The 17,739-nt window shown below is 72.2% G+C and carries 20 protein-coding genes; 14 read left to right on the forward strand and 6 right to left on the reverse strand.

The window, feature by feature from the left end; translation table 11 throughout:
- Window positions 1-97: 97 nt before the first annotated feature.
- Window positions 98-868: a hypothetical protein gene (locus LV79_RS20380; RefSeq protein WP_253839161.1), complete on the forward strand. Its 771-nt coding sequence runs from the start codon at window positions 98-100 to the stop codon at window positions 866-868.
- Window positions 869-1,301: 433 nt separating this feature from the next.
- Here the strand turns inward: LV79_RS20380 and LV79_RS20385 are convergent, their stop codons facing one another.
- From LV79_RS20385 to LV79_RS20395, 3 genes are read right to left on the reverse strand one after another with little or no spacing between them, the layout of a single operon-like run.
- Window positions 1,302-1,613, reverse strand: a complete 312-nt coding sequence (locus LV79_RS20385; RefSeq protein WP_253839163.1) for a hypothetical protein — start codon at window positions 1,611-1,613, stop codon at window positions 1,302-1,304.
- A gap of 39 nt (window positions 1,614-1,652) precedes the next feature.
- The gene (locus LV79_RS20390) at window positions 1,653-2,450 is read right to left on the reverse strand and encodes an Fpg/Nei family DNA glycosylase (protein WP_253839165.1); all 798 of its coding nucleotides are present in this window, start codon (window positions 2,448-2,450) and stop codon (window positions 1,653-1,655) included.
- A 4-nt stretch (window positions 2,451-2,454) separates the two neighbouring features.
- Window positions 2,455-3,309 (reverse strand): ParA family protein, encoded by an 855-nt coding sequence (locus LV79_RS20395; RefSeq protein ID WP_253839174.1) that lies wholly within the window; start codon window positions 3,307-3,309, stop codon window positions 2,455-2,457.
- 34 nt (window positions 3,310-3,343) lie between these two features.
- Between LV79_RS20395 and LV79_RS20400 the strand changes: the two genes are divergently transcribed.
- The 5 genes from LV79_RS20400 (at window position 3,344) to LV79_RS20420 (ending at window position 8,028) form a co-directional block, all read left to right on the forward strand.
- Complete coding sequence (locus LV79_RS20400; RefSeq protein WP_253839176.1) at window positions 3,344-4,069, forward strand: class I SAM-dependent methyltransferase; 726 nt, start codon at window positions 3,344-3,346, stop codon at window positions 4,067-4,069.
- An 83-nt stretch (window positions 4,070-4,152) separates the two neighbouring features.
- Window positions 4,153-5,427 (forward strand): DNA polymerase IV, encoded by a 1,275-nt coding sequence (locus tag LV79_RS20405; protein WP_253839178.1) that lies wholly within the window; start codon window positions 4,153-4,155, stop codon window positions 5,425-5,427.
- Window positions 5,428-5,596: 169 nt separating this feature from the next.
- Entirely contained in the window at window positions 5,597-6,553 is a 957-nt protein-coding gene (locus LV79_RS20410) for a hypothetical protein (RefSeq protein ID WP_253839180.1), read from the forward strand.
- 183 nt (window positions 6,554-6,736) lie between these two features.
- Window positions 6,737-7,174 (forward strand): ATP-binding protein, encoded by a 438-nt coding sequence (locus LV79_RS20415; RefSeq protein WP_253839182.1) that lies wholly within the window; start codon window positions 6,737-6,739, stop codon window positions 7,172-7,174.
- An 86-nt stretch (window positions 7,175-7,260) separates the two neighbouring features.
- Window positions 7,261-8,028, forward strand: a complete 768-nt coding sequence (locus LV79_RS20420) for a SigB/SigF/SigG family RNA polymerase sigma factor (protein WP_301321484.1) — start codon at window positions 7,261-7,263, stop codon at window positions 8,026-8,028.
- Window positions 8,029-8,067: 39 nt separating this feature from the next.
- On the opposite strand, the gene LV79_RS20425 is transcribed toward LV79_RS20420, so the two are convergent.
- The gene (locus LV79_RS20425; protein ID WP_253839186.1) at window positions 8,068-8,364 is read right to left on the reverse strand and encodes a WhiB family transcriptional regulator; all 297 of its coding nucleotides are present in this window, start codon (window positions 8,362-8,364) and stop codon (window positions 8,068-8,070) included.
- A 216-nt stretch (window positions 8,365-8,580) separates the two neighbouring features.
- Here LV79_RS20425 and LV79_RS20430 point away from each other — a divergent pair, with 216 nt between their 5' ends.
- The 6 genes from LV79_RS20430 to LV79_RS20455 all read left to right on the forward strand — a co-directional run bounded on the left by LV79_RS20430 (window position 8,581) and on the right by LV79_RS20455 (window position 13,206).
- Entirely contained in the window at window positions 8,581-8,892 is a 312-nt protein-coding gene (locus LV79_RS20430; protein WP_253839188.1) for an STAS domain-containing protein, read from the forward strand.
- Between the two features lie 210 nt (window positions 8,893-9,102).
- Complete coding sequence (locus tag LV79_RS20435) at window positions 9,103-9,576, forward strand: ATP-binding protein (RefSeq protein WP_253839190.1); 474 nt, start codon at window positions 9,103-9,105, stop codon at window positions 9,574-9,576.
- Window positions 9,577-9,622: 46 nt separating this feature from the next.
- Window positions 9,623-10,984 carry a PP2C family protein-serine/threonine phosphatase gene (locus LV79_RS20440; protein ID WP_253839192.1) on the forward strand — a complete coding sequence of 454 codons (1,362 nt, stop codon included), beginning with the start codon at window positions 9,623-9,625 and terminating at the stop codon, window positions 10,982-10,984.
- 7 nt (window positions 10,985-10,991) lie between these two features.
- Window positions 10,992-12,041, forward strand: coding sequence for a cobalamin B12-binding domain-containing protein (locus tag LV79_RS20445; protein WP_253839199.1), 1,050 nt, complete (start codon window positions 10,992-10,994; stop codon window positions 12,039-12,041).
- Window positions 12,038-12,364, forward strand: a complete 327-nt coding sequence (locus LV79_RS20450) for an STAS domain-containing protein (RefSeq protein WP_253839201.1) — start codon at window positions 12,038-12,040, stop codon at window positions 12,362-12,364. The genes LV79_RS20445 and LV79_RS20450 overlap by 4 nt, the downstream gene beginning before the upstream one ends.
- A 455-nt stretch (window positions 12,365-12,819) precedes the next feature.
- Window positions 12,820-13,206 carry a hypothetical protein gene (locus tag LV79_RS20455; RefSeq protein WP_253839211.1) on the forward strand — a complete coding sequence of 129 codons (387 nt, stop codon included), beginning with the start codon at window positions 12,820-12,822 and terminating at the stop codon, window positions 13,204-13,206.
- A gap of 5 nt (window positions 13,207-13,211) precedes the next feature.
- On the opposite strand, the gene LV79_RS20460 is transcribed toward LV79_RS20455, so the two are convergent.
- A complete protein-coding gene (locus tag LV79_RS20460; RefSeq protein WP_253839220.1) occupies window positions 13,212-13,661 on the reverse strand; it encodes a MarR family winged helix-turn-helix transcriptional regulator in 450 nt (149 codons plus the stop codon).
- Between the two features lie 281 nt (window positions 13,662-13,942).
- Window positions 13,943-14,953, reverse strand: coding sequence for a PHP domain-containing protein (locus LV79_RS20465; protein ID WP_253839222.1), 1,011 nt, complete (start codon window positions 14,951-14,953; stop codon window positions 13,943-13,945).
- A 96-nt stretch (window positions 14,954-15,049) separates the two neighbouring features.
- Here LV79_RS20465 and LV79_RS20470 point away from each other — a divergent pair, with 96 nt between their 5' ends.
- Window positions 15,050-17,047, forward strand: coding sequence for an acyl-CoA dehydrogenase family protein (locus tag LV79_RS20470; protein ID WP_253839224.1), 1,998 nt, complete (start codon window positions 15,050-15,052; stop codon window positions 17,045-17,047).
- Between the two features lie 133 nt (window positions 17,048-17,180).
- Window positions 17,181-17,591, forward strand: coding sequence for an SCO2097 family morphological protein (locus LV79_RS20475; protein ID WP_253839226.1), 411 nt, complete (start codon window positions 17,181-17,183; stop codon window positions 17,589-17,591).
- Window positions 17,592-17,739: the final 148 nt, after the last annotated feature.

A 17,739-nucleotide genomic window follows, 5' to 3' on the forward strand; every position in this document is an offset into this window, starting at 1 on the left:
CGGGTCGGCGCCGGACCGGGACCGGGCCGGGGTGCGCCGGGGGTCGGGCTGGGGCGAACACTGTGGACGATCTCCGCCGGTGGACCATGATGGCGGGGTGAGCGATGGCGACGACCTGTACGGCCTGCCGAGGGCGGACTTCGTCCCGGCTCGGCGGGAGCTGGCCAAGCGGCTGCGGGCGGACGGGGACCGGGAGGCGGCCACCCGGGTGGAGAAGCTGCCGAAGCCGACGACCGCGGCGTGGCTGGTGAACCACCTGGTGCGGGCCGAGCCGGCGCGGGTCGACGCGCTCGTCGAGCTGGGGGCGGACCTGCGGGCGGCGCACGCGAAGGCTGACGGTGCCCGGTTGCGGGAGTTGGCCAGGCGCCGGACGGAGGTGGTCGCCGAGTTGGTGGCGGCCGCCGGGGAGGGGCTCAGCGAGGCGACCGTCCGCGAGTTGGAGGAGATGTTCACCACGGCCGTCGCGGACGAGGGTGCGGCGGAGGTCCTGCGGGCGGGTCGGGTGGCTTCGGTCCGCGACCTGCGGGTCGAGCAGACGTGGCCGGGGTTGAGCCTGGCGCCGGGGCCCGCGGCGGCGCCGACCCGGTCGGCTCGGCCGTCGGCGCGCGAAGCGCTGCTGGCGGCCAAGGCGGCGGTGAAGGAGGCCGAGGCGCAGCGCGCGGAGGCCGATCGGGCGGTGAGCGGCGCGGAGTCGGCGGTCTCCCAGGCGGAGACGCGGGTGCGTGAGCTCAACGTCGCGCTGGACGAGGCGGAGCACGCGGAGTTGGACGCCCGCCGCGCGTTGCAGTCGGCGCGCCGGGACGCCAAGGCGGCGGAGCGGACCGCGAGCTTGGCGTGGCGCAAGCTGCAGCAGGTCGAAGCGGAATAGGTCTGGGCAGCAGACAGCCCTCGGGCGCGCTCCCCCCGACAAGGTGGCGGAGGGCCCGGGGCGGACTATGTCCCGGGTGCCCGAGGGCTGGATGACTGCCTGGTATTCACCGGACCGCGCCCCGTCGGACGCCTGCCGGCTCCATCATTCGCTGATGAGCGGTCCTAGCGGACAGCCACCTCACGAGTCCTTGGGGAATACACCGGTGGACCACCTCCTCTCTCGTGTACGGCCAACCTATGCGGTGCGGCCGTGGCCTTCAATCGGTTTTCCGGGGCCGCTGGAGGGGGGTGCTAGGGTGGCTAACCACAAAAGCGTGGTGTGTGAATATCACTCACTGTCGGCGAAGGGGGCTGCCGGTGCGCGCTCGCGAGGACCGGCACGGCCGCTTCGCGGTGGGGGTGGTGATCGGTACCGCTGCCGCTGCTTTGTTCTACGAGGGGTTGCTGACCGCGGCCCCGGTGGACTTACCGGGCGCTCGTCCCGCCGCCGAGTCCGTACCCGAACCGATCCCGGCTTCAGGACACGGTGAGCCACCGGCAGAACTGCCTACCTCGCAAGCGATCTTATCCACGCCAACGTCGCCAGGCTTAACCTCGTCGGCTACGTCGTCCGCGTCCTCCGCCGAGTCGTCGACCACAACGGTCTTATCCACGACCACCACGGCGGCTGAAGTCACCAATACGACGCCGAAGCCGACAACCACAGTCCCTCCGGTCACCACAACCACCACCACGCGTCCCACGCGCACGACGACGCGTGAGCCCTGTGGCCTGATCTTCTGCTAACCGACCGGCCCCGGCTGGCAGTGCGGGCAGTAGTAGGCGACGCGTTCCCTGGTGTCCGACCCCTGGGTCGTCGCGATGACCTTCCCGCCGCACACCAGGCACGGTGTGGTCCGGTGCCCGTACACCCACAGCCTCCGGTCCCGGCGCGGATCACCCGTCGTGTGCCGGTCCACGTTCATCTTGTTGCGCTCCAGCAGGTCCCGGCTCACCGCTACCGCCCGTTCGGTGTCCACATCGGACACGGGGGTCCACGGGGACACGCCGAGCACGAAGCAGATCTCGGCCTTGAACACGTTGCCGATCCCGGCCATCACCCGCTGGTCCAGCAGCACCAGTCCGATCTCCCGCGCCGGGTCCGCCGTCAACCGCGCCAGCGCCTCGGCCGCGTGCGCCGGTCCCCAGTCCGGGTCGAGCAGGTCAGGTCCGAGGTGCGCCACGAGCCGGTGCTCGTCAGTGGTCTCGACCAGGTCCATCTCCTGCAGCAGGAACCCGATCGCCCTGGTGTCCGCGGTGTGCAGCACCGCGCGGGCCTGGTGCTCGGGGCGCCGCCAGCGGGCGGTGGTGGGGGAGACCTGCCAGACGCCGTCCATCGCGAGGTGGCTGCGGAAGCTCAGGTTCCCGGAGAACCGCAGGAACAGGTGCTTGCCCACCGGCCGCGCCCCCAGCACCTCGCGGCCGACCAGGTCCACGGTGGCGAGCCGGGGGTGGCGCAGCTCGCCCCTGGTCAGCACGCCGCCGGTCAACGCCGTCGCCAGCATCGCGGCGGTGCGGTAGATCGTGTCGCCCTCCGGCATCAGCTCACTCGCCCGAGGCCTCGTCGTCGGTCGCCTCGTCGTCCGGCCAGGCGATCGCCTGGTGGCGACCGCGGCCGCTGGTGCGCAACACCCTGGCCAGCAGCAGGTTGAATGCCAGCGCCACCTCGCGCGCGCCGGGGGTGTGCCAGTGGTGGATCGGCGTGCACGCGCCCTGTGCCTGCTGCACCGCCAACCGGTCCGGTAGTGCTACCGGCATCACCAGCGAACCGAAGCTCTCGCGCAGTTCGGCGATACGGAACTGATGCTCGTAGGAGTGCGTGCGCACCTTGTTGACGACCACGCCAAGCGGGACGAGGTTCGGGTTCTGCTCGCGCCGGGTGTCTTCCACCGCCTCGAACGCGCGCTGCGCCCCGGACACCGCGTACATAGTGGGCTCAGTCACCAATAGGGCGCCGTCTGCGGCTACCAGGGCTGACCGGGTCAACCGGCCCAGCGACGGCGGACAGTCCAAGAGCACCAGTTGGTACGGCAGCTCACCCTCGGCCAGCAGCGACCCCAGCTCGGCCAGCGCCCTGCCCAACTTCTCCAGCCTGCGCATTCCCGGGTCGGGGTCGTTGAGCGACTCCAGGTCCTCGGAGCCGACCATCACGTCGACCTCCTCGCCCCACGCGCTGGGGGCGATCGCGGCGCGCAACACCGCGGGCCGCGGGGTCTCCAGCACGTCGGCCAACGTGGCCTCCGTCTCGCCGGGGTCCAGCGTCGAGGTGGCGTTGCACTGCGGGTCCAGGTCGACCACCAGCGTGCGGATGCCGCGGCGCAGGGCGGCCGAGGCCAGGCCGAGCGCCACCGTGGTCTTCCCCACGCCACCCTTGAGGCTGAGCACTGCCACCGTTTGCACGACCTAGACCTTAGAGTCTCTACAGTTCGTGTCCATGCGACCCGATGTTGTCCGCCGTGTGCTCGACGCCGAGCTGATCGCCGCGCGTGAGCGCCGAGGTGGGGAGGCGCCGCGCGTCCTGGACGTCGGGGGCGGCAGCGGGGTCTTCGCCGTGCCGCTCGCCGTCGCGGGCTGCGCGGTGACCGTGGTCGAGCCCAGTCCCAACGCCCTGGCCACCCTGCACCGCCGTGCCCACGAGGCGGGCGTGTCGGAGCGGATCACCGCCGTGCAGGGCGACAGCGACGCGCTCGGCGACCTGGTCGCCCCCGAGTCCGCAGACCTGGTGCTGGCGCACGGGCTGCTGGAGGTCGTCGACGACCCCGCGGTCACCCTCGCCGCGCTCGCGGGCACCGTCGCCCCCGGTGGGGCGCTGTCAGTGCTGGTGGCCAACCGGTACGCGACGGTGCTGCAGCGCGCGATCTCCGGCAGGCTCGTCGACGCCCGCCGCCTGCTCGACCACGAGACCGGGGTGCTGGGGCTCTCCGGCGAGGCGCTGCTGCGCCGCTTCGACACCGAGGGCCTGCGCGACCTGCTGGCGGCCACCGGGCTGACGCTGGAGCTGCTGCAGGGTCAGTCCGTGGTGTCCGACCTGGTCAGCGGCGCCGCCCTGGACACCTCGCCCGCCGCGGTCGAGGCGCTGGCCGAGCTGGAGCGGCTCGCCGCCGAGACCCCGCCGCTGCGCGACATCGCCACCCGGCTGCACGCCATCGCCCGGCACTGAGCCGCCCGCACTGAACGGCCCGGCACTGAACAGCCCGGGACCGCCGGGCGGGACCTGTCGGTGCGCTGTGGTTCGCTAGGGCCATGGGGCGCAGTGGGGACCTGCCGAGGGGGCTCGTCGACCGGTACCGGGCCGGTCCGGAGAGCTGGCCGGACGACACCGGCTGCACGGTGCTGCACGTCGACATGGACGCCTTCTACGCGTCGGTGGAGATCAGGGAGCGACCGGAGCTGGCGGACCGGCCGGTCGTGGTGGGTGGTGTCGGCGTGCGCGGGGTCGTCTCGTCGGCGAACTACCTGGCCAGGGGTTTCGGTGTGCGCTCGGCGATGCCGACCAGCCACGCCCGCCGCCTGTGCCCGCAGGCGGTCTACCTGCCGCCGACCTTCGCGCTCTACCAAGAGGTCTCCGCCGGGGTGCAGGCGATCTTCCGCGAGATCACCCCGCTGGTCGAGCCGCTGAGCCTGGACGAGGCGTTCCTGGACGTGGCGGGCGCGCTGCGCAGGCTGCGCCGCACCCCCGCCGGGATCGGCGCCGAGATCCGCCGCCGGGTGCTGGCCGAGCAGGGCCTGGTGTGCTCGGTGGGCGTGGGGCCGACCAAGTTCGTCGCCAAGCTCGCCTCCGGCCTGGCCAAGCCGGACGGGATGCTGGTCGTCCCGCGCGGGGAGATCACCGAGTTCCTGCACCCGTTGCCGGTGTCCGCGCTGTGGGGCGTGGGCAAGCGCACCGCCGAGCGGCTCTTCGACGTCGGCTTGGAGCGGGTCGCCGACGTCGCGGCCGCGCCGCTGCCCCGGTTGCGCCGGATGCTGGGCACCGCGATGGCCGAGCACCTGCACGCCCTCGCGCTCGGCCACGACCCCCGCGCGGTGGTCGCCGACACCGCGGAGAAGTCGATCGGCGCCGAGGAGACCTTCGACGTCGACCACTTCGACCGCGACCTGGTGCGCCGCGAGCTGCTGCGGCTCGCCGAGCGCACCGCCGCCACCCTGCGCGAACGCGGCCTGCGCGGCCGCACGGTCGCCATCAAGGTCCGGTTCGCCGACTTCACCACCATCAGCCGGTCCAAGACCCTGCCGGTGGCCACCGACGTCACCCAGGAGATCTACCGCACGGCCGCGCAGCTGCTCACCGAGCAGACCCCGCCCGGCGCGATCCGGCTGATCGGCGTGCGGGTCGAGCAGCTGGGGTCCGACGGCGCCGAGCAGCTGCTCATGGACGCCCCGGCGCAGGGCTGGCGCGAGGCCGACCAGGCCGCCGACAAGGCCCGCACCCGCTTCGGCGCCGCGGCGATCCGGCCCGCGGCGCTGCTGGGGGAGCGGCCCAACCGGGTCGGCGCGACCGAACCCCGTCCCGAGCGGTGACCGGGCAACCCCTGCCGCCCCCGGCACCGGGTCGCCCTGGGTTCCCCCGCGCTCGGTGATCGCTCGCCCACCGGCTGTGTCCGGTTGGTGCCAAGGCCACCGCTGTGTCGACCGGCTCCGGTAGTCCAACTCATGACCGAGTTGTCGATCACCGGAGGTACCCCCGCCGATGGCCCGCTCCCGATCACTGCCCGCCCTGCTGACCGCGACCGCGCTCGCCTGCCTCGCGCTCGTCCCGCTCGCCTCCACCGCCCAAGCCGCTGTCACCGACGCGGCCCTGGCGAGCCGGTGGGCGCCGATCCACTACCAGGACACCGACTCCAGCGACTACGACGCCGACTACCTGTCCAAGGTCGACTTCGACGGGGAGTGGAACACGCTCAACAACTGGGAGTCCCAGGACGACTCGGTGGCCCGCCTCACCGGCACCGTCTACTACTCGGTGGTCGAGACCGGCACCCACTGGTTCGTGTCCTACTCCTTCTACCACCCGCGCGACTGGGAGGACTTCCCCGACCCGCTGAGCCTCTTCACGCATGAGAACGACATGGAGGGCGTCCTCCTGACCATCCGCAAGGACGGGTCGACGTACGGCGCGCTGGAGGCCATGGTCACCGTCGCACACACCGACTTCTACTCTTACGTCCCCGCCGGTAGCGCGTACACCAGCGGCAGGGAGAGCGTGGACGGACAGGTCCAACTCCAGACCTACAACGGGGCCGCGCACCCGACGACGTTCCAAGAGGCCAAGGGACACGGCATCTACGCCAAGAACGCCGACCACGCCCCGGACAGCGACGGCGTCGTCTACTACCCGAGCGGCACCGCCGAGGTCCCCGCCAGCGGTACGGACACCTTCGTCGGCTACACCCTCGTCGACGTGTTCGCCGGTAGCGGCCTGTGGGCTCGCCGCGCCAACGCCGAGACCTACGCCTCTTACGGCACCTTCCGCGGTGACAACGGCAAGGACAACGCCGCCAACGCGCCGTGGGGCTGGGACGACGGCAACGACGGGAGCGACATCCCGCGCGGGTACCTCGCGACGGACCCCGCGTACCTGGTCGGGCAGTACTTCGCGGGCGAGGGAACCTTCTCGACCACGTACACCAGGAATTCATACCGGTAGTGGGTTTGAGTCCCTGGCCTGCGGGGTAACAACCACCAGGGTCCTGCCCCGCGATCTTCTCGCTGTGGGGCGGGGTGGCGAAGGCACCCGGGTACGAACACCGAGGTGCGAATCCCACCCCGCTCCACATTTTCCCGCGTCGCGGTACGGTCCACCGCAGCGTATGGACGGCAGGAGGAAAGCGTGTCTGAGGTCGAGACCAGCCCGGTAGCCCGCACCAACGGGGTCCGTGACGTGGAAGTCCGCGTGTGGGCGGACGCCGAGCAGGTGCCGCTGCTGCGGTCCTTCGCGGCCGATATCGCGATGCGGCTGGACTTCGACCTCGACTCCATCGAAGACCTGCGCATGGCCGTGGACGAGGCCTGCTCGCTGCTCGTGCGCGCCGCGGCTCCCGACAGCGCCCTGCTGTGCTGGTTCGAGCCGGAAGAGCACGGCGTCCGGGTCCGGGTCCGGGTGGACGCCGAGCACGGCGAGCCCCCGTCGGGCGACGCCATGGGCTGGCAGATCCTCACCGCGCTCGCCGCCACCGTCACCGAGACCGTCGACACCGTCGACGGCGGCCACCGCATCACCATCGAGCTGCTGGCCGTGCCCGGTCCAGGCGAAGTGGATCCCCGGTGACCAAGACCCCTGAGTCAGCGAGCCCCGGGCCCGAGAGCCCCGCGGACAGCTCCCCGGCTGATGACGCCGTGGAGACCGCTCCGGAGCTGGCGGACGAGAAGAGCACGAAGGGTTCCGACGCCAACGTCGAGCGCTTCCGCGCGCTCGCCGCGCTCGACCCGGCCGACCCCAAGCGCGCCGCGCTGCGCGGCGACCTCGTCGCCGACCACATGGACCTCGCGCGCAACCTGGCCCGCAAGTTCGACCGGCGCGGCGACCAGCTGGAGGACCTGGTCCAGGTCGCCACCATCGGGCTGATCAAGGCCGTCGACCGGTTCGAGGCGGACCGGGGCAACTTCTACGCCTTCGCCATCCCCACCATCATGGGGGAGCTGCGCAGGCACTTCCGGGACACCGGCTGGGCGGTGCGGGTGCCCCGCCAGCTCAAGGAGCTGCACGTCACGGTCGCCGCGGGGCGCAACGAGCTGAGCCAGAAGCTCGGTCGGGCCCCCAAGCCCAGCGAGCTGGCCGACCACTTAGGGCTGACCAAGGAGCAGGTGTACGAGGCGCTGGTGGCCAGCGCGGCCAAGCAGGGCACCTCGCTCGACGCCAGGCTCGCGGAGCCTGCCGGTGACCGCTTCGGCTACGAGGACGACCGCTTGGCCGAGGTCGACAACCGCAGGGCGCTCGGCCCGCTGATCGCCGAGCTGCCCGAACGGGAACAGAAGATCATCGTGTTGCGGTTCTTCCGCGGCATGTCCCAGGCCGACATCGCCCGCCGCGTCGGCGTCTCGCAGATGCAGGTGTCCCGGTTGCTGGCCAAGACGCTGGAGCGGCTGCGCGCCGCTCTCGGCGAGGACACCCTGGCGGGCTGAGCGGTGCCGTCCCCGGCGTCGCGGCCGAGACCCCCGCGCTCAGGAGACCCTGAGCGACCGCCTGCGCTGCGCGATCAGGGTGCGGCGCTCGCCCTCGCCCATGGCACCCCAGATGCCGTAGGGCTCCTGCACGGCCAGCGCGTGCTCGCGGCACTGCTGCAGCACCGGGCAGGCGCGGCAGACGGCCTTGGCCCGCTCCTCGCGCGCGTGCCGCGCGGGGCCGCGCTCGGCGTCGGGGTGGAAGAACATCATGCTGTCGGCGCCCCGGCACGAGCCGTTGAGCTGCCACGCCCACTCGTCGGACACTGGCTTGGGCAGACGGGTGATCTCGGCCATGGCGCTTCCCTCCTCGGTGCCCGCTCCGCACAGCGGGTTCGACCGGGAACTACCCCCGCCCTGGACCGTCGAAACGGGTCACGTGCGGGGCGGCTGAACAGCCGCACGAGAGCACCGGGCGCGCGGCGCGCCACCCCGGTTGGCAACTACTGTGACGTCGGCGTGGACGGCTGGCGCGCGAGCGCGGCGACACGCCGCGGTGAGGAAGGACCGATAGTGGAGATCAACAGCGAGGGCACCGACCCGGTGGTCGTCTCGGTCACCGGCGAGGTCGACCTGGCCACCGCGCCCCAGTTGGAGCAGGCCCTCGACGCCGCGCTCGGCCGCGAGGGCGCGACCGGCGTGCGGGTGGACCTGTCCGCGGTGGAGTTCATGGACTCGGCGGGCCTGCGGGTGCTGGTCGCCGCGTTGCGCAAGGCCGAGGACAGCGGGCGCGCCCTGGTGCTCGACGCGCCGCACGAGCGGGTCCGCCGGATCATCGAGATCACCGGGCTGGCCGAGGTGTTCGGCCTCGCCGGGTCGTCCTGATCGGGTACCGCCTGATCGGCGGTTGATTCACCCGGACATCACCTGGGTACCTCACCCGGCGTGAAGACAACGGTCGCGGGACTGGTGGCCGGGTCCCCCGGGAGCACGAGCGGTGCGGGAACCGGGCCGGTGCGCGGGGGCACCAGGGGTCCCGCGGCGGTGCGGCATCGACAGCGCGCTGGACGCGCTCGAGGGGTGGTGGCGGGTGACGTGAGCGAGGCGCCGAGCACCGGGCGGGTGCGCCAGTTGGCCACCCGCCTGCCCCCGGCCACCACGTCCGCGGCGGCGGCAAGGGACTTCGTGACCGCCGCGCTGCGGTCGTGGGCGGTCGGCGACGACTTGGTCTGCGATGTGGTGTTGGCCACCTCTGAGCTGGTCACCAACGCGATCGAGCACAGCGCGGGCCACATCCGGCTGGAACTGTCGCTGACCGGGGGCCGGGTCCTGCTGCGGGTGGGCGACGACGCCACCACCACCCCGGTGCGCAAGCCGCCCGACCTGATGTCGGAGCGCAGCCGGGGGTTGACCATCGTCGCCGCCCTGAGCGAGTCTTGGGGGCACGAACCGGATCACGTCGGCAAGTGGGTGTGGGCGGAGTTCGGCCAGGTCAGCGTGCCCTCCGGCGCTCCGGTGGCGGCGACGCACCGGGAGTCGGCGGCGTCGTTGCCGTTGGACAACCAGTAGGGTGGACGGGGTCCACACCCCCGGAGCCGGAAGCGTGGCGTGAGAGATGTCCGGATCGAAGCAGTCCGCTGAGCCGTCCGCGGTGGTCATGCCGCCGCTCGGCGCGCAGACCCCGGACGTGCCGACCGAGCAGGACCTGCTCGCCCAGGCGCGGCAGCGGGCCGCGCTGGCCGGGGAGATCACCACCGAGCTGGCCGGGTCGCTGAACCTGCGCCGCACCATTCTGCGGCTCTTCTCGTTGATCACCCCGGACCTGGCCGACTGGGCCATGCTCGCGATGGTCGACCACCGCGGTGACCAGCTGGCCCTCTACGGCGGCAAGGAGCACACCTTCGCCACCAGCGTCACCCGCTCCGCCGTCGAGGACCTGGGCGTCGGCCGGGTGCTGCGCTCCGGTCAGAGCGAGCTGCTGCATGTCGCGCTGCGCGACGACGACGACTACTCCTCGGTCGCCGACGGCCTGGACAGCATGATCCCGCACGACCAGCTGCGCGACGAGGCGACATCGCTGCGCCCTGCCGACGTGCTCGGCTTGGCGCTGACCGCCCGCGGCAGCACCGTCGGCGTGCTGGTGATCGTGCGCGGAGCTGGTCGCGGCTTCCCCGACGAGGACGTGGCCCTCGCCGAGCAGGTCGCCGGTCGCGCCGCGATGGCGCTGGACTCGGCCCGGCTCTACGAGGACCGCACCAGGGTCGCGTCGGTGCTGCAGGCCAGCCTGCGCCCGCCGACCCTGCCCAGGGTGGCCAGGCTGCGCCTGTCGGCCCGCTTCCGCGCCGCCGCGGAGCACATGGACATCGGCGGCGACTTCTACGACGTGCACGGCTCCGGCCGCGACTGGGTGCTGGTCACCGGCGACGTCTGCGGCAAGGGCGTCGAGGCGGCTGTGCTCACCGGGCGCGCCAGACAGAGCATCCGCACGGCCGCGTACTTCGACCGCAGCCCGCACAGCGTGCTCGCCGCGCTCAACGCGGTCCTCTACGACGAAGAGTCCGACAAGTTCGTCACGGCCGTGTGCGCGCGAGTTCGCCCGGCCGACGACGGGAATTCCGCCCGGGTCGACCTGGCCGCCGCAGGACACCCGGCGCCGCTGGTGCTGCGCGCCAACGGCGTGGTCGAGCAGGCCATGGTCGGCGGGACCGTCGCGGGCGTGCTGCCCGAGGTCGGCTACCGGGAGACCACCGTCGAACTGCGCCCCGGCGACACGATGCTCATGTTCACCGACGGCATCTACGAGGCCCGCGGCGCCGCGGGCTTCTACGGGATGGACCGGTTGGTCGCGCTGCTGCCCGCCTACGCGGGCGCGGGCCCGGACGCGGTGTGCGAGGCCGTCGAACAGGACGTTGTGGAGTTCCTCGCGGGCCGGGCGCACGACGACATGGCCCTGCTCGCGGTGGCCTGCGGGAGGTAGGTCGGCAGTGACAGGCGGAGTTCTCGACCCGGTGGTCGACGCCCTTGCCCGGTTCGACGGCGCGCTCGCCTCGGTCGACGTCGACGCCGCGGTCGACGTGGTGGAACGGCTGCTCGACGACGGCACCGACGCGGTCACCGTGCTGGTCGACGTGATCGCCTCCGCGCAGCGCACCGTGGGCGACCGCTGGCAGCGCGGCGAGTGGACCGTCGCCGAGGAGCACGCCGCCACCGCGGTTTCGGTGTCGGCGACCGAGGCCGTGGCGCGCAAGGTCCGCCGCACCCCCGCCACCCGGGGCCGGGTCGTGGTGGCCTGCGCCGAACGCGAGTGGCACGCGCTGCCCGCGATGATCGTCGGCACCGCCCTGCGCGCCGACGGCTGGGACATCACCCTGCTCGGCGCCTCCACCCTGCCGGTGCGGCTGAGCCAGTACCTGCACGACCTCGGGCCCGACGCCACCGCCGTGAGCTGCTCGATCCTCGGCGCGCTGCCCACCACCCGGCGGTTCATCGAGGCCAGCACCGCGGCGGGCATCCCGGTCGTGGTCGGCGGCTCCGCCTTCGGCCCGGACGACCGGCGCGCGGCGGCCCTCGGCGCCACCGCGTGGGCCGCGGGCGCCCGCGAGGCCATCGCCGCCGTGCACGCCCTTCCCACTGTGGTCGCCGCCGCCCCGCCGCTGTCGAGCGCGGCCGCCGCCGAGCAGGCCGCCATGGAACTGGCCCACCACCGGCTGGTCAGCGCGCTGCGCGACCGCTGGTCGCTGGCCGCCCAGATCGTGACCACCGACCAGCACCCGCTCGACAGCGTCCACGACGTCGCCGCCGACGTCGTCAACCAGTCGCTGCACGCGGTCAGCGCGGCGCTGCTCACCGGCGACCCGCGCACCGTCTCCGACACCGCGACCTGGGTCGCCGACCTGCTGGCCGCCCGCTCCGTCGACCGGTCCCTGGTCGGCGAGCTCGGCCGCCTGCTCGTCGCGGACCTGCGCGACTACCCGCTGGCCCGCGCCTTGGTCGAAGACCACTGGACAGACCCCATCACGACTGGACCACGATGACCGCGTTCGCCCACACCACCAAGATCGAGCAAGACCGCGCCACCATCTCGGTCACCGGCGAACTCGACACCCACACGTCCATCCCGTTCAAGCAGGCGCTGCTGGCCCTCGCCGACACCCACGCCGAGGTGGTCGTCGACCTCGCCAACCTGGAGTTCATCGACTCCAGTGGCCTGAGCGCGTTCATCGCCGCCCACAAGCGCACCCTGCTCAACGGCAACCGCGTCCTGCTCGACCAGGTCCCGCCGTTCCTGTCCCGGATCCTCGCCATCACCGGGCTCGTGGAGATCATCCAGGTCCTCGGCGCCGCCGACACCGCCTGAGTTGTCCACAGGCCCACTCGTCGCCCGGCGCACCATTCCCAGACTCCCCGGTAAGCTGTATATCGGGGGCTGCTCAGCGCGGCCCGGCCGCGCGTCGCGATTTCCACCTGGAACATGAAAGCGTCCCATCGGCGCTCGCGGCATTTCCGTTACGGCCCGGTGCAAATTTGTATCGGCCGCCGCTGATTCTCTGAAAAGCGCGCGGATGTCTCGACGCGCAAGTCACTAGTCGCCCGTGTCATCGGCTGTATCCCCAGGCAAACCCTGTCGACGGTGGAGATAAACCGCGACCAGTCGTGCGCCGGGAGAAGATCAGGTGCGCCCGGAAAGAGTACTGACTGTCCCCTTGTGCGGGGTTACGCTCGGCACGGCGTCGAATCCGGCGCGGCCCACTGTGGGGAATCGGTCGCGGTTGTCGGCCGCCCCGAATCGAAAGGCGAGAAATCGTGTCCTTTGTGCGAAGAATGACGGCCGGGGCGTGCGCGGTGCTGGCCGTGGCGGGTGTGTCGGTGCTCGGCGCGCCGACCGCGAGCGCGGCAACCGAGCGGGCCAACGGCTGCGTGAAGGTCGCCGTCGAGTACACCCGCACCAGCCCGGTCAGCTGGCACGTCGACTGGGCGAGCGTGGCCAACAACTGCTCCCCGTTCTACGGGTACTTCCAGCTCAGCGGCCTCACCTTCGACCGCAGGAGCCAGGACTCCCAGTCGGCCAGCGGGTTCACCCTCACGCTCAACCAGGACTGGGGCGCCATGACGACGCCGCAGGTGTGCGGCATCGCCTGGCTCAAGATCACGCCGAGCTACTGGGCCGAGAACGGCTACGTCTGCGTCCCGCTGACCTGACCCGCTCAGCTCGACACGGGGGAACGGCGGTGCGCGGCTGCGGAGAACTCGCGCAGCCCGTGCAGCAGCGCCGCCCGCGACGGGGCGGGCATGGCGTCGAGGACGGCGGCGAGATCGGCCCGGCGGGCGGCCCGGAGCCGGTCGAGCAGCTCGCGGCCGGTGATGGTGAGCACGATCTCGACCTCGCGCCGGTCGGTGGTGGCCGGGCGGCGGTCGAGCAGCCCCGCGGCCTGCAGGCGGTCGCACAGCCTGCTGGTGGACGACGGGATCGTGCCCAGCTCCTCGGTGAGGCGGGTCAGGTTCACCGGCTCCAGGGTCTCCACGAAGTGCAGCGCGCGCAGCTGCATCGGCGGGACCTTCGGGTAGACGTCGGTGCTCGCCCTGGTGAGGACCAGGCCAAGAGCACGGGCGGCCACCTCGGTCTCGGCCACCTCGTCGACCTGCCGCAGCGCCATGGGCACCACTCTCGCACACCGGCCGTGGTCCGCGGCCCGATCCCCGTTGCCGGTTAACACGGTCGGCGCTGCCCGTTCAGGCGCCCGCGGCGATGGTGATCCAGCCGCGGGCGGCGCTGCCGTCCAGCCGCGGGCGGCCATGCCGATGAGCCGCGCGCGACTGTGCCGCATAGCCGCGCGCGGCCTCGCCGTCTAGCTGCGGGCGCGTTGCCGACGGGCCTCGCGGTGGTGTCGTCGAGCCCCGGGCGGCGGTGCCGATGAGCCGCGCACGGCTTGGCCGTCTAGCAGCGGGCGGCGATGCCCGCGAGCAGGTCGTCGGCGGTCCTGGTGTTGATGACGCGGTCGGCGCCGACGCCGCACTCCTCGGCTCGTTCGCAGCCGTAGGGCAGCCAGTCGAGCTGGCCGGGGGCGTGCGCGTCGGTGTCGATCGCGAACTGGCAGCCGAGGTCGACGGCTTGGCGCAGCAGCCGCCGCGGTGGGTCGAGCCGCTCCGGGCGGGAGTTGATCTCGACGGCGACCCCGTACTCGGCGCACGCGGCGAACACCGCGGGCGCGTCGAACTCCGACTCCGGCCTGCCCTTGCCGACCACCAGCCTGCCGGTGCAGTGCCCGAGGACGTCGACGTGCGGGTTGGCCACGGCGGTGAGCATCCGCTCGGTCATCTCCGCCTTCGGCATCCGCAGCTGGGAGTGCACGCTGGCGACGACGACGTCCAGCTCGGCCAGCAGGTCGTCCTCCTGGTCGAGTGACCCGTCCAGCAGGATGTCGACCTCGATCCCGGTGAGGACCAGGAACGGCGCCAGCTCCACGTTCAACTCGGCCACCACCTCCAGTTGCCTGCGCAGCCGGTCGGCGCTGAGGCCGTTGGCGACGCGCAGCCGGGGGGAGTGGTCGGTCAGCACGATCCACTCGTGGCCGAGCGCGATCGCGGCCTCGGCCATCTCCCGGATGGGGCTGCCGCCGTCGGACCAGTCGGAGTGCGTGTGGCAGTCACCGCGCAGCGCCGCGCGCAGCGCCCCGCCACCGGCGACCGGTCCGGCCTGCTTGCCCATCAGGTTGACCAGGTAGCTGGGCTCGCCGCCCATGACCGACTCGGCGATCACCAGCGCGATCGAGTTCCCGATGCCGGGCAGGTCGGTCAGCGTCCCGGCCTTGGCCCTGGTGGTGATCTCGTCCGGGTCGATCTCGGCGACCTTCGCCGCGGCCCGGCGGAACGCGCGCACCTTCTGCGTCGCCTCACCGGCGCGCTCCAGGTACAGCGCGATCTGCTTCAACGCCGCGACTGGGTCCATGCGCCATAGGTATCGCACCCCGCGCCATCTCGCACAACCGGCGCGCGCGGACGGGGCGCACTAGCGTCGGAGATCCCCACCGCACGAGGAGGACGCATGCCCATCCCGGCCACCAACCCCGTCGCGGCCGGGCTGCTCACCGAACTGCTCGACGGCCGCTGGGCGCACGTGCGGCGAGAGGCGCGGCTCCGCATGGCCGCGCTGCCCTCGCCCGCCACCTACGACCTGACCACCGAGCAGCACCGGGAGCAGGTGTTTGCCGAGCTGCACGAGCTGGCGAAGTCCGGGTACCCGAGGGTCGGGTTCCCGGTCAGCCACGGCGGCGAGGGCGATGTCGGCGGGTCGCTGACCTCGTTCGAGATGCTGGGCTTCGGCGACCTGTCGCTGATGGTCAAGGCGGGCGTGCAGTGGGGCCTGTTCGGCGGCGCGGTCGAGGCGCTGGGCACCGAGCGGCACCTGGACCGGTACCTGCCGGAGATCATGGACCTCGGCCTGCCCGGGTGCTTCGCGATGACCGAGACCGGCCACGGCTCCGACGTCCAGCACCTGCGCACCACCGCCACCTACGACCCGGACACCGGCGAGTTCGTCCTCGACACCCCCGACATCGCGGCCCGCAAGGACTACATCGGCAACGCGGCCCGTGACGGTCGCATCGCCGTCGTTTTCGCGCAGCTGATCACCGGCGGCGAGGGGCGTGGCGTGCACGCGCTCCTGGTGCCGCTGCGCGACGACGGTGGTCGACCGCTGCCGGGGATCACGATCGAGGACTGCGGTCGCAAGGCCGGGCTCAACGGCGTCGACAACGGGCGGATCTGGTTCGACCAGGTCCGCGTCCCGCGCGACGCGCTGCTCAACCGGTACGGGGACGTCGCCGAGGACGGCACGTACAGCAGCCCGATCGAGGGCGACTCGCGCCGGTTCTTCACGATGCTGGGCACGCTGATCCGCGGCCGGATCAGCGTCGCAGGCGCGGCAGGTAGTGCCACCAAGAACGCGCTTACCATCGCGGTCCGCTACGCGCTCGACCGCCGTCAGTTCCGCAACCCTGACGGCAACGACGAGGTTGTCCTCTTGGACTACCTGGCGCACCAGCGCAAACTGCTGCCCGCGCTCGCGACGTCTTACGCACTGCACTTCGCCCAAGAGGAACTGGTCTCCACGCTGCACGACGGTGACCTCGGCGACCACGGGCAACGCGAACTGGAGTCCAGGGCCGCAGGCATCAAGGCCGCCACCACCTGGCACGCCACCCGCGCCATCCAGGCCTGCCGGGAAGCCTGCGGCGGTGCCGGGTACCTCGCGGAGAACCGGCTGCCGCAACTCAAGGCCGACACCGACGTGTTCACCACCTTCGAGGGTGACAACACGGTGCTCTACCAGCTCGTCGCCAAGGGCCTGCTGACCGGCTACCAGCAGGACCTGCACGAGCTGGGCAGCGTCGGGATGGCCAGGTTCATCGCCGACCAGTTCGTCGGCACCGTCATCGAGCGCACCGCCGCCCGGTCGCTCATCGAACGGCTCGTGGGCGCCGTCACCGCCCGCGACGAGGACGCCGACCTGCTCGACCGGGGCTGGCACCTGCGGCTGTTCGAGGACCGGGAGAAGCACGTCCTGGACACCCTGGCCCGCAGGCTGCGGCGCGCGGGGGAGCCGGGCGAGTCGGCGTTCGAGGTGTTCAACGCCGCCCAGGACCACGTGCTGCGGGCGGCCAGGGTGCACGTCGAGCGGATCGTGCTGGAGGCGTTCGTCGCCGCCATCGACCGGTGCGCCGACCAGGACGCGGCCGCGCTGCTCGGCCGGGTGTGCGATCTGCACGTGCTCAGCTCCGTGGAGTCCGACCTGGACTGGTTCCTCGGCCACGGCCGGTTGACCACCAGCAGGGCCAAGGCCGTCACCGGGGCGGTCAACGACCTCTGCCGCCACCTCCGCCCGCACGCGGCAGTGCTGGTCGAGGCGTTCGCCATCCCGGACGAGCTGGTCGCGGCCCCGATCGGGCTGGGCGCCGAGCGTGATCGACAGGGCGCGCGGCGCGACGACACCCGGTCGGGACTACCCCGGAAGGAGGACTCCGACAGAGCGACCGCGTCGTGATCCGGGATCGGGTAGTCGCGGGGGGAAACGCCCCGTATCCTGGAGGCGACACCTCCACCGAGGGGTGCCCGCCGGGTCCGGCGGCAACCGTGATCGCCCGGCGCCCGCGACCGCTGTGCCGGAGGAGGAACGCATGCCACTCTCCGAGCACGAGCAGCGACTGCTCGACCAGATCGAGCGCGCGCTCTACGCCGAGGATCCCAAGTTCGCCTCCACCGTCCGAGGTGCCCGCCTGCGCAAGCCGTCCCGGCGGCGCAGACTGCAAGGCATCGCCCTTTTCGTCCTGGGCGTCGCCCTCCTCGTGCTCGGTGTGATGCTGCCGTTCAAACCGGCTGGTATCCCCGTGGTGAGCCTGCTCGGCTTCCTGGTGATGTTCGTCGGTGCTCTGCTGACGCTGACGGCCTTGCGCCAGGGCGGCTCCGAACCGGAGCCAGGTCAGGAGTCCCCCAGCGGAGGAGGCGGCACCGCCGCCCACCACCGCCGGGGCTCGTTCTCCCAACGCATGGAGGAGCGCTTCAAGAAGCGCTTCGACGAAGAGCGTTAACCCCACCCAGTCAGCGATCCCCACTCAGGCCCAAGCGCCGACCCCCACTCCGGGTGTCGGCGCTGAGCCATTTCCAGGCCATTTAGCGGCAGACCGAAACCGCCCTCCTTCCCCTGTGACACGTGTCCATTGGGGGAAGGGAGGGCGG

Source organism: Actinokineospora globicatena, from assembly GCF_024171945.1.
GTDB classification, from domain to species: Bacteria; Actinomycetota; Actinomycetes; order Mycobacteriales; family Pseudonocardiaceae; genus Actinokineospora; species Actinokineospora globicatena.